The sequence below is a fragment of the Pedobacter sp. Leaf250 genome, from assembly GCF_920984735.1.
Lineage (GTDB): Bacteria > Bacteroidota > Bacteroidia > Sphingobacteriales > Sphingobacteriaceae > Pedobacter.
The window spans coordinates 1-15,304 of record NZ_CAKLBU010000017.1 but is presented as its reverse complement, the minus strand read 5'-3'; the positions used below and the strand labels follow the sequence as shown (position 1 = coordinate 15,304).

At 40.6% G+C, this 15,304-nt stretch carries 6 protein-coding genes; 1 reads left to right on the top strand and 5 read right to left on the bottom strand.

Annotated elements, in window-relative coordinates; all coding sequences use genetic code 11:
• Positions 1 to 281: 281 nt before the first annotated feature.
• Complete coding sequence (locus LUA91_RS15250; protein WP_231426970.1) at positions 282 to 4,274, bottom strand: hypothetical protein; 3,993 nt, start codon at positions 4,272 to 4,274, stop codon at positions 282 to 284.
• 32 nt (positions 4,275 to 4,306) lie between these two features.
• Positions 4,307 to 9,406: a hypothetical protein gene (locus LUA91_RS15245; protein WP_231426968.1), complete on the bottom strand. Its 5,100-nt coding sequence runs from the start codon at positions 9,404 to 9,406 to the stop codon at positions 4,307 to 4,309.
• 680 nt (positions 9,407 to 10,086) lie between these two features.
• Here LUA91_RS15245 and LUA91_RS15240 point away from each other — a divergent pair.
• Positions 10,087 to 11,694, top strand: a complete 1,608-nt coding sequence (locus LUA91_RS15240) for a hypothetical protein (protein WP_231426959.1) — start codon at positions 10,087 to 10,089, stop codon at positions 11,692 to 11,694.
• Positions 11,695 to 12,073: 379 nt separating this feature from the next.
• Here the strand turns inward: LUA91_RS15240 and LUA91_RS15235 are convergent, their stop codons facing one another.
• The 3 genes from LUA91_RS15235 to LUA91_RS15225 all read right to left on the bottom strand — a co-directional run.
• On the bottom strand, positions 12,074 to 13,507 hold the full coding sequence (locus LUA91_RS15235) for an ATP-binding protein (RefSeq protein WP_231426958.1): 1,434 nt from the start codon (positions 13,505 to 13,507) through the stop codon (positions 12,074 to 12,076).
• Positions 13,508 to 14,060: 553 nt separating this feature from the next.
• A complete protein-coding gene (locus tag LUA91_RS15230) occupies positions 14,061 to 14,441 on the bottom strand; it encodes a hypothetical protein (RefSeq protein WP_231426957.1) in 381 nt (126 codons plus the stop codon).
• 440 nt (positions 14,442 to 14,881) lie between these two features.
• Positions 14,882 to 15,304, bottom strand: a 423-nt coding sequence (locus LUA91_RS15225) for a transposase (RefSeq protein WP_231426956.1), incomplete at its 5' end; no start/stop codon positions are given.

Sequence of the window (15,304 nt, the reverse complement as noted above, 5' to 3'; positions counted from 1 at the left end):
AAAAAATTAGTGGAGCGTCCAAGATATATCGTTAAAATCAATAAAATGTTACTCATTTCTAAAGCCAAAACTATGACCTCACTTGTTGTCGCACCATTATTTTATTGTTCTAAATAAAAACCATCCCAAGATTTATTAGCCAAATTTCATGTGAAACGACTATCAACATTGAAATTTTTATAGCGTTATATCATCCGCGTATTAATTCCTTCATGCGGTTTAGAGGATTTAAATATACAGCTAGCCAATATCACTCTAGATTATTCAAGAGCAATTTATAATTAGCAATCATCACAACATACATCCGAAATGGGAACTAACGCAGAGGTTCGGTAAATCCTATAATTGCCAAGACCTGTTGTTAGCGGGTTAACCGGTTCCTTCGCATTGCTGTGCTCCATTTGGCCACTATGGGTATAGCTCGACCTTCGTCCATTTTCCATCTGCCAGTTATTCTGTAAGGGAAACATTTCCACACACAACACACTTAGGCTACTTTCAGGGGGAAGTCCCATCTCTTTTAATCTTTTTTGGATATCAGTTAGTTGGAGAACAGCCACTCCTCGTTTCTCGCCCTCCTCTTTTTGTTGATTTCCAATATCCGAAACCGGTTTGGGTCTTCTCTTAAAAGACATATGCCCAGAAGAGAGCAGCAGGTTTCTAAAAGAATTACCATCAGCTTGTTTGACCTGTGTATAAAGCATGTACCACAAACTCGTCTGAGGGGGATCTGCAGTAAGATTTTTACCATCTAATACCGCAGTTGCAAATGGAGCAGTAATTATGATCTCACTGCTCACTTTGGTCGCGATTTCTTCGGTATATACGCCTGGGATATTGTATTTTTCTGGCTTGCCTTCTGAATTATATACTTTGTGACCCCGTCTCGTAAGGGGAACTATTTTTCTTCTAAAGGCGTTACAAGATAAATTTGGAGCAGGATGTTGCACACCATTTACCCTAAGAGGCCGTCCATACCTCCCCTGTGCAGTACTCCAGGTTTCTTTTCTGTGGCCTAGCCTTATTTCATAGCTAAAGAATCCAAAAAGTTCATCACTCTCGGCATGTAACCCTGGAGGCAATGGAAGCATGTAAAAATGAGATTCATTCTTTTCATCATGAGCCGGGATCATTTCCTGCATTGCGCCTACTCCGGCAAAATCATTATCCATTTTAGGGATGATAACCCTTACTTTTTCCTCATTAATATTTATTGGCGGATCGTTGGGCGAGTAATTGATGAGTTCGCTATTTATTCGACAAAGGTAAGGGTCAGGGGCATGTGAGAGCACCCGGGCAAAGTAAGTATCCTGTTTATCATTTGGCGGTGAATCCATTTCTAGCCATAAATACCGCTGCCTTGGTTCAGTGGAAGCATATTTCTCAGCATCTACGACATATTCAGAGAGGGCTATTCCTGCAGAAATCAATTTTGGAATCTGGGCAGGTATAATCGTTACCGGAAGGTGGATCTGCTGATCGCCGAACGCTGCATCAAAGGTTACCGGTAGGAGATTCTTATTAAAATTCACGACTAGGCGGTAACTGAGTATTACCTCAGATGGAGAAGCGCTGCCTGCTTCTTTTGGATCAAAGGCATCCAAAAACAGCAGTCGGGAATAAGATCTCTGGGGATCTGACAGCGCACTTATGGCTACTGTCTGAGAAACATTGATAGTTCCTGCAAGAATTTCTTCGCAAAAAGAATGATCTGCTTCTTTCTTCCACTTTCTAAAAACAGATATACTTTCTGTTTCCAGGGCATTCCATGCCCAATCTCTGTCAAGGGTATAATTAATTCCGATAATCCAGTGATTAAACAGTTCTGAAAGAGATGAGAACGATAATGATGAAGAATCTGGCGCCAGGGAATGACGCATCAATTTAGAACAGCCAAACTGCATTCTTTTTCCCGGCTCGCCGGACAGCGTTAATTGGTGCGCTGAAAGGTTAAAACGCTCCGCTAACCTGCTCAATTCTATTGGTGTAGAGCTATTGATAAAGTTTATAGAAATATCATCAGAAACCAGTTTTACCTTTGAAACATCAATCGGATCTTCGGGCTGCAAATACACCGCCTTTAATCCACCATCAATAGGTAGCAGCAATGCTGATTCGTCCATGGAAGGCTGATAGCATGTTAAGGTTACCGTCTTCCCTTTTTCAATAGCGGCATCCGCGTAGCCGCTTTGGGTCCCATCTACAATCGGTGTAATAATCAGGCGCAAATGACGGGCAGTGGGCAAAACAATTTCATCCTCTTCGCCTGGAATCAATGAAGGATTTCCCAGATCAATATGTTTAATGTCAAGATAGATAATCTTGAGCTCGAACTCGCGGTCAAGATCATTTGCATCGAATGCATACCCGCGGGTATATAGTTCAACATATGACTCTTTTCCGCTCTGAGATAGGGCATTATCCATAATAAGACTTTGAGCCTCGACCCGGACAGTGAAAGATTTAACATCAGGATCTGCGAGTCCGATTACGATTGAATCGGGATCTCCGCTTAGCGGCAGATCAGCCAAAATGGACTTTAGTCTTTGGATAGGGTCTGCGTATTTGCCGGTAAAGACTACTGCGGGATAAGCTAATAGTGGCCTTTTGAATTTTAAAACGGGACTGGTAATTTCAGTAAAGTTCTGGATAAGATTCGTTTCTTTTACGCGACCTGCCTCAGATAGATTAAATTGTTCCTCAGCATTGACAACCTTTATCGGTCCAGCCCCCACATGCCTTTTAAAGTGTAATCGGGCAGTTGGTTTTTCACCCCCGTTTAACATTTTATCACTCACAGTGGGCCCCCCTCCAGAAATATCCATCAGTCTTACCCTGAACTGATAGTCCCGGCCGTACCTCAGATCCACCACATGCTTAGGGTCTGCCATATAGGGATGAAACGTCTTTTTTGGAATCAGATTTATAGTATTAGAAGGATCATTATTAAGGGGCTGCTTCACCTGATCAAAAGTAAGTTGACTGATTTCTTCCACATCCTGATCAGCCATAGTAACGGGCTTTCCCATCCAGGAACTAAAATACATGGGTAACCAAAATCCATCATTTTCTGAATCGCCATGGGAGGTGGGATGAATTTCCATGCCAGGCTCAACCAAATCTCCTTCCATCGAAATGGGAAGCCGCCCCCCGGAGAGGGCTGTAGTCTGTCGAAGAATCAAACTATTTTGAGAACACCATTCACTTTCGTCACTTTCTCTGACGTCCACCCGGTAACCAAAAATCCCCAGTGGCGAATTGATCTCCCTTCCGCTTAATTCTTCCTTTTTAAGCATCTGCCGGTTATACCAGATTGCAATTTGTTCATCATCCCATCCCAGTCGAATGCCTATATCTTTCAATGGTGGATTTGATTTATCCTTTTCAGAGAGCAAATCCTGATTGACAGGCTGATTGGCATGAACGATTTTGGCATAGCCGTCATCATAAATTATTGCTTCTCTGAGCAATTCATCATAGCCAGCATCGTTATTGGCAATTTCTGAAACCGGAAACTGAACGGCGGAAAAAAGCTGACGGTCAGGCACGCCTTTCAAGGCAGGTATCCTCGCTGCATATTTCATATTATCTCTGCCTGCAAATGGGCAATCCGCAGCAAAGTTGGTGTAGATCCAGCCACCATTTTCATAAAGATCAGGATCTTTGACCGCAATTGATGCCTTATATATTAATCCAGCCTTTTCAGCTAAAACCGGATTTCTTAAACAGAAAGCAACAACCTTTCCCCATGAAAGTACGCGCCTGTCAGTTGGCAGATCCCTAATCTCGCTGTTTTTGTTTTTGATTGCGCAACTGTATTCATCACCCGTAAGTGCGAATTTGGTCTTAGGTTTAACAAAATTAAATGAAGCGCGGTAAGTTTCCGGCAGGTATTTTCTAATACTTACATTTTTATATTTACTCAACGCGTGTTCAGCCCTTTGATCAGCTGAGCGGCTTTCCTGATCATCAACCTTGACCTGCTCTGAGGCTTCAAGCTGCAGTTTCACTGCTTCCCATACTTCGCGGCTTGAGGATATCTGGTTCTCGATGATTAACGAGGAGGACGCAACCGCATTTCCCGATAGCGGGAGACCGTCCAATGTATTGATAATCATTGCTGAAAAGCTAAGCTTTGTATCCGCAAAAGCAGGCAGAGCATCTTCCAATGGAAGCAAAGGATTAATATTACGTGGAATGATAACGATATGAAAGGTAATTCTCCCGTTTTTGTAATACTGAGGAAAGGTTAAAATACAAAGATTTGGATTCATAATAAATGTATTAAATATTAGTTATATCTCCATCAGGCAATCTGACGGGATTCTTCCCATGTTTCGGTAAAGTTGATGTTAATAACCCAGAATATACTGATGTCCAAGGCGAAGGTGCACATGGCAATGCAGTTTGTGGGGCCGCCATCGAATTGTTTATAAATTTTTCCGGCTGCTTCTATGTTTATGCTCACCGTAACAATTCCACCGAAAATTTCCACTCTACCTCTGAAATATATGAAAGCGCCTACGGTCAGGTCATTTACATTCAGTGCCATATCAACTCCTACCATATATAAAACAGATACACTCCCAATGACCGGTAATCCCACACAGAGTTCCACACCAAAACCAAATTTGAAATAAAGCGTTGGTGGACTTTTCTCATCTGCGATGAGTCCAACCTCTGCCCTGCCTATTGCGTATATGGTCGCGGCAGCCAGAGAAACACACATCACCCTCAAATCGGCACCAAACTCCAGGAAGGCACCCGCTGAGGGCATTACCTGGTCGATGGTTTTGGGAATCTTGATGGGCTGATTGAAATAGCAGCCTATTTTGAAATAAGCATCGAGTTTTAAAGGTGTGGTTGGAGCATTATAGTTTATCGGATCAAAAGGAAATTTAACGAAAGGAATTTCTTTGGAGGCCTTGAATTTATAATCCCAGCTGTCTGCAGCATTGCTCATGGCCACCTGTAATCCCTTTTTCACTGCATCTGCAGGTGAGGAAGGATCAAGACTGTCAAGAATAACCAATATATCATATACGGCCTGAAGTTCCTTCGCCAGCTTTAATTGCGGACCCTTGCCTGCGTCGATACTTGCACTGATTGATGGGTTAGCTTTAAAGTTTCCGCTGATGGTCATCAGGGATTTAAACGAAGCCAAATCAACCACAATACTTATATTACCTAAATCACTTTTCCATTTATCCCCTCCGGCGGCAGAATCAGTAAGATAATTAATGACTGTGTTATCAGATTTTTCAGGCTCCGTCTTGTCTTTATAATCATTTTTGTAATCACTTTTATATTTAATGTATAGTCTGAATGGCGCATTTTTTTCTCCAATAATGTCATACGTAAAATCATCCGGAAGCTTGAAATTGATAATTTCTTTAACCATTCCTTCCGGAATCAATCCGGTAATTGAATCTGTGACATTTTCCAGGGTTATCGCATTTTCTAAATTGGGAAATGGCCCCTTGCTTTTCAACAACCTGAAGCTATCCGCTAAAAGGGGAGGGTTGCTGATGAGTTCGGTGATCTGATCCGCATGGTAACGTGGATTACCGAGAAGCATCTTCTGCGTTCCTGTATTCTGAAGATAAGCAAACCTTTTAGGAAAACTTCCGGGGTTCAGCAGCGCGTCATGAAAAGTTATCTGAGAGAGCTTGCTTGTTGGAATGAGATTATAAGAACCGTCGCTCCGGTTCCGCTCCCCCACCCTGATTAACGGGAGACTTTGCTTATTTTTTACCGGGGAAACCTCACCAGTCACATTATCGGCTTCAACCACTCCCCAGCTTCCATCCCCAGGCAGTTGAACTGAGCCTTTTGCTGCTGCAATAAAAACAACATCTGATGCGGCTCCATTTTGATATGAAGCGGAGACATCCACACGGTTTACTTGCATACGCTGGGTACCTCCACCCAGATTTAAGCTACAGTCCACGCTTCCACCCAGAGAATTCTGATTTTGTAGGAGTAATTGCTGAAAAATTTGTTTCGGGACTGGAACACCTTCAGGGGAAAGCTGAACATATCCTTTAAACTGTTTTCCTGTCACAAGGAGAGTATTGCCCTTTCCGTCTCGGTCAAGATGCACATCCGCATCGAAGGTTATGGCCACAAATTTTGCTTCCACAACATCAGATGGTCCATCTCCCTGAACATGAATAAATTTGCCTTGTTTATAATAATCGCCTTTTTGCGGGTGATAGCTGAAAGTAATTTCGCTTCCTTCAATTTCCTTAATATTATGGACATTATGTAGCCCCTGAACAACCCCCGGATGAATGGAATAAGGGTTGGCAAAAGTGATGCTTTCATCCTCTGAAATCCTCCCTTCGAAAGAGAAGTCAAAAATGCCTTCGCTCTTGGCAACCCATCCGCTGTCTTCACGATAAATGACCGCATTATTTCTCCTGTAAAATGTAATGGTGCGAACCAGGGCAATACCAAATGGATATACCATCGTGGCCACCTGTACTACATCGTGCGCAACGCGTCCACGTAAAACATCAAATTTCACCTGCGCAACGGTGGCATATTTCCCTACCGGATTAAGCCAGTTACTATAGGTGCTGGCACCATAGCCACTGAAATCGATATGCGTAATGGGAACTCCTGTATCTTTTATCTGCAGTGAAAAATTCTCTCTGAAAATAGCGTGCACACTACTACCTAAAACACTTTGGGAAATTTCCTGCCCATTCTCATCAATCAGATTATGCAATTGTAAAGTAATACCGGAGAGCTCGGGACCGTATTTTTCGGGCAAACTGGATTTACGTGCCGCTATCCGAAACTGCATCCCGCCCTTAAGCTGCAGTTTTTTATGGCTAAAGTCCGGCTGGATAAAATCCAGATGACTATTATTCATCATCGCAATGGATTCATCAAATGGAACCAGATAAGCAATGGAAACTTTTCCGTTTGGCAGACCAAATAGTACTGAACTGTGCAGGAAATCATTCTTTGACAGTGGATTGCGGGCGGGAGGTTCCTTCTGAGAAAATTCTTCTGATTTTAGATTTACCTTGAACCGCTGCATATATCTTGCAGGATCAATGTTAATGACCTGGCTATCGTGCTGAGTAAAAACCGTGGCCGGCCCCTGGTCACTGTAGGCCAGCAAACCCGCCTGTGGATCGCCACTAACCCGTGGCGGTGTTTCATTCTTGAGGGGTTCCCAGGAAATATGCGGAAGAGTATAACCATTTAATACCGCCATAGGTGATCGGAGATTCATCTGTTGAATAGTCACCACCTGTTCAGAAACCTGGTTAACCTTCGCATAGCCCTCGGCAATATGCCTGACCTGATTAAAAGACATAGAAATGCCAAGCAGGTCATCATGGGTACTGAGGTCAAGTAGCGAAAAAACACGCGGTGCCCGAAACGTCTGCGAACTTCTGATGGGCTTCCCCCTGTCTGATATTGGTGCTGCATCATATGGATTAATCGAAGATTCATAGCTTATTTTCGAAGACTGAATCACAGAAGGAATAATCTCCTGTGGATTATAGCTCAGCTTGAAATCGATGGCAACCTGGGCCATCGCTGAATCATTCTGCTTCCAGCTGGCTATTGAAGTTATCCTTCCAGACAGACTTCTATTGTAAGCAGCTACATCGTTTAACCCGCGATGGCTACTGCGGGGATCATGTAATATTTCACTGGTATATGGATGCGCAAGCATCGGAATGAGATCAGTAAGGCCATAAAGAACCGTAAGATTGCCCTCTGTGATTTCATTTATCTTATTCCAGTTTCCTCTTAATACAAGAGTTGCAGGAGGTGTACAGATTAGATAAGCATTTTCTAATACGAAACGGTACCGGTTATCTTCCTTTTTAAGCTCCTTAAATTTTTGCTTAGATAATAAATTCTCTTCAACATCTCCATTTTCACTATGCTCATAAAGCATATCCTGATCAATCACCATGACCTGAGCAGACTCCGCTGAGATGTATTTAACATAAATGCTGTCTTTTGTACGATGCGCAACCGGCTCGCCATCCGCCTGCAGGGGTTTGTCTGCATTAATGGATATATCGGCTGATACCACAATTCCTTCCGTACCCTCCCCAAGGCACATATAATCAAACTTCTTCTTCCGGTTGAAACTCAACCGCATTCCGGTTTTAATCTCAGGGTTGTCCGAACGGTTCCATAGCTTATATTCTTCTTCAATAGATTTAAAATCTGCATTAAGTTCATGGAAAATAAATAAACCCTGTTCAACGAATATATATGGACTCAGCAAATGCAGTGGTTTGCTGGGATCTATACCCTGCCAGCTGGCAGTTAGACCTTTTCTACAATCAACAGCAATGGCGCCATTGTTCCGGATTGAAAATGGCTTAGTGACATCGAGCTCGTTTAAAGATAGTGACCAATTACAGGCCCTGACTGGCGCTTCCCCCTCCATTCTAAAAAATTCTGATTCAATAGCCAGAGGCTGAAAATTGTCCTTAGCGGTTTGAAGGGGAATAAATAATTTATCAAAGGTTGAATTGAAGGTTACCAACCTGGGAGTTTGTTTAAAAACCCGTGAATCCCCGTACAGTTTCCAGGAAAGATCCTCGAACCTTTTAATCGTTATTTTTTTTCCAATATAGGCTAATGCCAGTATGTTTGGTAAATACACTGCTGAATTCCTGCAGTCAAGTCCGTAAATTCCTTCTCCTTTATTTTCAAATTCGTTATCCAGGTTCAGCTCCATATCAAAACTAATATCTGCTCCAAGTTTCATGGAGCCACCAAGACCTGAAATGGTTCTATTAAAGCTAATTTTTCCCGATTTAATTTTGAACCCGGTATATTTCGTATTTCCCGCGGCAGACGCAAATAAGTCAGCCCGGATCCATATACTTCCTTTGGACAGGGTATAGGAAGAAGTAGGCCGGACTCTCACATTTATCCGAAGGGGAATAAGCATGATCGGTTTATCCTCGCCGGCTAAATAAACAGCGATTAATTTTTCATATGCAAAAAAATCATACCATATTAATTTTCCTCCATTACCGGTAAAAGGACCCAGCGTTTTTTGTGGTGCTGCTATAGCCCCCAAGCCGCCTAAAGCTGGTGCCGAATTAGCTAACACGTCAGGCAGCGTAATATTGGTCAGTGATGCAAATGGGGTTTCCCTTCTAATGACATATTGTTCATTTTGGGTTTCAGCAGGTATCTCCTTAGAAAATTCACGCAGCAATTTGTTTTTGCGAATATCTTCCTCCATACTGAAGGGCATATCTGTTTTAAACAAGTACGTGCCTTCGCCTGATGTATCAGAGTTACGAATTTGATTAAGTAACACCTGTAGTTTTGATCCGGAAGAATCATTTACGTCAGTTAAATCGTGAATAAGCTGAATACGGCTTTTCGAGGAGACGGTTTTTGCCATTTTTTTAATCAATTAAAATGAGGTCAATAAACAAAATGCACTGCAAAAATTATAGATGTTCAGCGCTATATTGCTGAATTGATAATAGAAAATAAAGATTTTATCTATTGGGAAGGGCCAGACAAATCAGTTAAGCTAAAAACGAATGGGCTATCGATAATGATTAATAAAAGTACCGAAAAAATAATCAAACTAAGTACTCATTTTTAAGTATTTACACTTAAAAATTACATCTCCCGAATCGAAGTTTTGTTAATTGCTAATGTGGAAATTTCGGAATCAGAAACTGCTTATGGCGCACTATAGAAACTCAAAGTTAGTTTGCGATTAAAGAAAAGTCGGAATGGCTTAAAGCGATTAAGGATGATGGTATGTCTTGGTTGCAAGTATTAGTAAATATGCTGCTTCTCAACAATACGGTGTCACTGTTATCCACTCAAATTTCTCAATCTCCTCTGATGGGATTGTAGTCGCAAAGGAATTTAAGAGGAGTGAACTGCATGCTAAATTGACATCTTTACTTAATTAGCTCATATATCTGATTGAAAATATTTGAATAGGAAATCGTATTTTGTTTCCAGGAGCCATTAGTATTATGTTCAAGCTAAATTACTAAAAAATTCGCTTTTAAATTTGTCTCAAAAAACGAAGAAATAAAAAAACTACAGAAAAAATGATCAATGGTATTTAAGGCTGGAGATTTCGAGGCCTACGTTGATGAACTTGATAAAAGTTATGACGTAAGCTTACAGTTAGAAAAAGGTGCCGTGATCAACTCTACTTGTGAATGCAAAAGTAATCTCTCATTCTGCCAGCATAAGATTGCACTTTTAGCTTTTATTGCCAAAGGGATGAAGCCAACCGCTAAGGTCACTGTCAGCAAAAAGATTGACCCTGTAAACCACGCCATAGAGCAAGCTGATCCCGAAAGAATCAAAGAATGGGTTTTAAAGACGTTGAAAAAAAATAAGGATCTGAGTATTGCTTTTATGAATGAATTCTCTAATAAATCTGAGAATTATACACCAGCAGAAATTATTGCTTTAACCCATGATGCTGTAAAGGCAGTGATTGGTAAAAGACGAAAAGCCGAAGTTGTTGAAGTTAAAAAGATCATCGATCTGTGGACGGAACTTCATAAGCCAATTTTAGTTCGATACTTTGCTGAGCCTGCTAATGAAAATTATTTTATACAGATTCATGCTGTAATTGACACTGTTGTTGAATACAAATACCGGATATTAACCAACAGCAAGAGGTTTGAGAGCTATTTTAAACAAGTCTTAACCCGGACAGAAGAGGTTATATCAAATATTAGAGATGATGAGACCTGGAATAAGTGCTTAACCTATTTTTCAAAAGAATTTTTTCTGGATGGATATGGTGGGATTCGCCGCGAGTACACGAATATATTTGTGCATATATTTAATACAACCTCAGTCCAGAGGCGTTCCAAGATAGCGGGGATTATAGAGAAAATATATCAGTCCAGGAAAGATGAAAGAGTCGAGGATTCAAAAGAATTATTGCAGTTGTTGCTGCACATGGTTGTAGTCAATAAAAATTTCCCAGAATATAAGGATACATTCCGGCCGATCAGGCATGCTATTGTGTATAATATTAGGCTGATAGATGCGCTAATCGAGCTTGGAGAGTTGAATACTGCAGAGACCTACTGTACTCAGCAAATGGACGAAAATACCAATTCCAACTATGATTTGGATTATATCGCGAGATTGAAACAGATTTATACCCAAACAAAAGATGATAAGAAACTTGTCGGAGTTCTTTCAAGGGAACTGCTGTACAAGCCTAACTTTGACAACTATACCTTTGTTCTTGCCAATATTCAACCTGATGCCCAATTTAAAAAATGGAGAAATCAGGTTTTGGCAAATGCAAGACAGCTTGCGGGTTTTCATAAAAATGCTGCAGATTTTTCTTTAGCATTACGAAATTTGGAAGGGGATTTTAAAGGGCTGTTAGCATATCTGGATGAAACTGCAGATTATGATAGTATCGTGCTCTACACGAAGCAGTTAATCCTATATTCGTCAGAAGCATTTATGAAAAGGCTTATTACCAAAATTGATAGTGACCGTGATAATAGGCTGAACATGGATAATCCTGCTAAGCTTGAAGAGATATTAGAAAGGATATATCAAATAGCGGCTTTAAAATATGGGGTAGAAAATCTAATGCTTATAGTAAAGGAGAGAGAAAAGGTTTATAGGACATGGGCAAATTTATTCGTGAAATATGTGGGCAGAAAGTCGTCGGCCAGTTAAGTCTTCTAAGTTTAAATGGTGGAGAAAAAAATCAGAACAGAAAATAAATTATTTCAACAGCGAGATTTTGCCTTATAATTCTCTAGGAAAAGGTGCGTCGATAAAATCTGAAGAACCAATATCATCATAAATCAAATAAGTAAGATTGTAATTAGTGTAAAGGCCCTAATGATGCTTGGCTCCGCAAAAATTAATCCCTACATATCGTCACGAAATTAGCTGATATAGATTAATAATTTGACATAGAATTAGGGTAGATGTTGAAATTCCTGTAACAGAATTAGGGTAAATGCATAAGGTGTTTACCTAAAATTTTGGTTTTTTAGTGGGCAAAACAATCTAATAAAAACAGCATTTTGAATCCTTTTGATACCTTATACTAAGGCACAAACAAATCATCCATGGTAACTTCGTTCTGTACCAGGCCAATAGAATACATATTGTCTTTGGTGCCATAGGTTGTAACCATGGCTAGGAAAAGTGCTTTTTTAGTTTTACTCTCCCGACGAAATATATCAAGTTTGTTCTTTAACTCAGTAGCATAGGTTTTATCTATGGCAAACTCAGCATTTGAGAACTTCATTTCACATATGCTTATCACATTATCCTGTCTGTCCAGCAAAAGATCGATCTGTGCACCATTTCCATCTTTAGGAGAATGCCGCCAAGCTGATGTTTCAGTGAACACTCCAGAAATACCAAGCGCTTGTTTAATATTATCTGTATGCTTCATGCAGATCCCTTCGAATGCGTAACCACTCCAACTCCTCCAGGAAGACGTTGATGATTTTTTTAACCATGTACCTGCACCGGTGGCTCGGGAATGTTCAATAAATTTAAGGTAGAAAAGGCTGTATTCATCGCTAAGCTTGTAAATGCTCTGATTGGCATTCTTCTGGAAAGGCAGGTGCGGTGTAATGAAGCCAGACTCGACAAGTTCCTCAAGTAAAAGACTGGTCGTCCCCCCACTCTGTAGGTTGCATGTCTGTATGATTTCGTTTCTTGTCAATCCCGATGGTTTATCCGCGAGTGCCTTAACTATGGAAATATGCCTGTCTGCGTTTTCGAAAAGAGAGCGGTATAGGTTTGCGAATTCTGTTGAAAGGAGACCATCCTTGGTGAAGCAAAGCCTGTCAATGACCTGGGTAGCACTTTCCCCTTTTTTTAGTTCTTTCAGGTAATGGGGGACACCGCCCATTGCCATAAAAATGGTTAGCACCTGGTAACGGTCAATATGGATATTATTACTTTTTAGGTACTGTTCTGTCTCGTGCAATGTGAAAGGTAACAGGCGGATTTTACGCGTTAAGCGATTGTGCAGGCCTCCTTTGCTATTGACAACTTTTTTGATCATCCAAGTGGCAGCAGATCCACAGATAGTAACAATCAGGTTTGGCTGTTGTGAGGCCCATTGGTTCCAAAAATATTCAAATGCAGAAAGAAAGCCAGATTTATGCGAACTTAGCCAAGGGAACTCATCAAAGAAAATTACAGCTTTTCTTTTTTTAAGTATAGGGGCTGCAAATTCCCTGAGTTGCCAGAAAGCTTCCGTCCAGTTCTTAGGAGCTGCAGGAGTTAATCCTGAGCCTAATGCATCTGCGATAGCCTTGCTGAAATTGAGTAATTGCTCGCTAGCATTCGCGTCGTGAACTCCCGACAGTTCAAAAATGAGCTGTTTCTGAAAGACCGATCGGATCAAGAAAGTTTTTCCTACTCTTCTCCTGCCAAAGACTGCTAAGAGCTCTGATGAGGACGAAGCAAGCGCCTCTGACAATATTTTCTTTTCCGCTATTCTTCCGATGAGCAATTCCATATTTCTTCTTCCAAGAGATTAAAACAATTTTATCCGCAGCCAAAACATTGCTCAAATATAGTGTTTTGGCTGTGGATAAAAAAATATCTTCAGCCAAAACGTATATAAAATGAGTTGATTTGGCTGTTGATAAATAGTTTTTTGTTTTAATAAAAATTCCTTTACTCATGGCGATTTAGTAAGTCTGGTTTACAAAAATTAGTTTTTTCGGCTTTCTTAATACTCTGTAGCTTATTATAGCTTAATGATTTTTCTTGTGTTAAACAAATTCATTTCGTAAATTTTAGTGATAACATTTGAGCCCAATAATAGTCATTTTGGATAGTTAGTGAGTCGTAATTGTGTTTGCAAGTAATTGTTAATCAGAAGGTTGTTTGAGTAAGGCTTGTTCTGGCTTCGTCGGGACCCCTTTCCAGATCAAAATTGTAGCCCTCCGATTACCGGGGGCTTTGTTGTTTAAAGGCATCAAAATGAAAACGGGAATCATCCCTTTCGGAAGATTCCCGTTTATCTAAATTAACGCTCTCGTATATTATACGGCAAATGGCGATCATTATTGTGCAAATGTAAATTTACTTACCTGCAATTTTCGAATTTTAATTATCATTAGTCCCCATCCCGATAAGACCACCATCGCAAAAACTATCCAAACCCAAACCGGCATCACCCATTTGCTTTTTTTCAGTTTTTTATCGAATGCACTTTTAGCGGTTCTAGTGGAAACGATTTGCTTTTGATCCATTTGATTTAAACTCGTTTGGTTGCGGTTAGCAATCACTTTATGGTTTGTTTTTCCTTTCCATACCACCTGCGTCGCCATTCCTCTATATCCATATCCGTTGTCATAAGTGAAATATCCACTGGGGAAAATCTGAACCATATAATCACCTGCACTGCTGTCAGTTATGGATTCATTAATAGTAGAAGTATGCAACAAACTTGAATTTGTGTTGCTATTGCCGCTGTATTCATATTATAACCTTGCAACTCCTTGTTCTTCCTGATGCTGCCGCAGGCAGCGAGTAGAATTGTAGCAGAAAGGTACAGCCTTAATTGATTAATCATGACTGCCTCCTTTCTTATCTGTCCAGTTGGCGATATATTTTAGGAACTGTGAGAAACAGACTTCTAAAGGACGTAAAAGGATGAAGTAGAGAGGATAATGAATTGGGTGTGTGGTGAGGGCGAGCTGGAGTACTAAAAAAGATTTACCTATATATTCTAAATGCCTTATATGGTTTAAAATTTATGGTTGATACGCGTGAATGATAAGATTGCCACGTCGTTCCTCCTCGCAATGACGCAGGGGATTTTGGGGTTTGTCCTTCGACAGGCTCAGGATGAACTGTGTTTAAATTCAAATAATATTTCGCTTCAGGAAGGTTGTAACTGATATTTCCTTCCTGTTTTCGCAATTGCAAAGCTCTGCTTAACTAATTTATTTACAGCCGCTATCAAAGCAACTTTATGCGGCTTGCCCTTTACCCTCAATCGCTCATAGAGTTCTTTACATGCTTTGTTGCATCTTATTGCAGCTGTTGCAGCCATATACAGTAATTTGCGTACCTGTCCCATTCCCATTTTACAGATATGGTTCTTGCCCTTTACGCTGGTTCCGGACTCATATATCCTTGGCGCAAGACCAAAGTAAGATATTAGCCTTTTATGGTTTTCAAACATTTTGAAGCCATCGGTCAAAATAATCAGTAATGATGCACTTCGGGGGCCTATACCTGGTATACTCCTTAAATTTTGTGATAATCCGGCGTAGCTTTCTGCTATTAGGTTTTCAATTTC

What these genes read in the sequence shown, in the direction of transcription:
- LUA91_RS15235 (WP_231426958.1), bottom strand. Translation starts at nt 13,507, where the DNA reads ATGGAATTGCTCATCGGAAGAATAGCGGAAAAGAAAATATTGTCAGAG.
- LUA91_RS15245 (WP_231426968.1), bottom strand. Translation starts at nt 9,406, where the DNA reads ATGGCAAAAACCGTCTCCTCGAAAAGCCGTATTCAGCTTATTCACGAT.
- LUA91_RS15240 (WP_231426959.1), top strand. Translation starts at nt 10,087, where the DNA reads ATGGTATTTAAGGCTGGAGATTTCGAGGCCTACGTTGATGAACTTGAT.
- LUA91_RS15250 (WP_231426970.1), bottom strand. Translation starts at nt 4,274, where the DNA reads ATGAATCCAAATCTTTGTATTTTAACCTTTCCTCAGTATTACAAAAAC.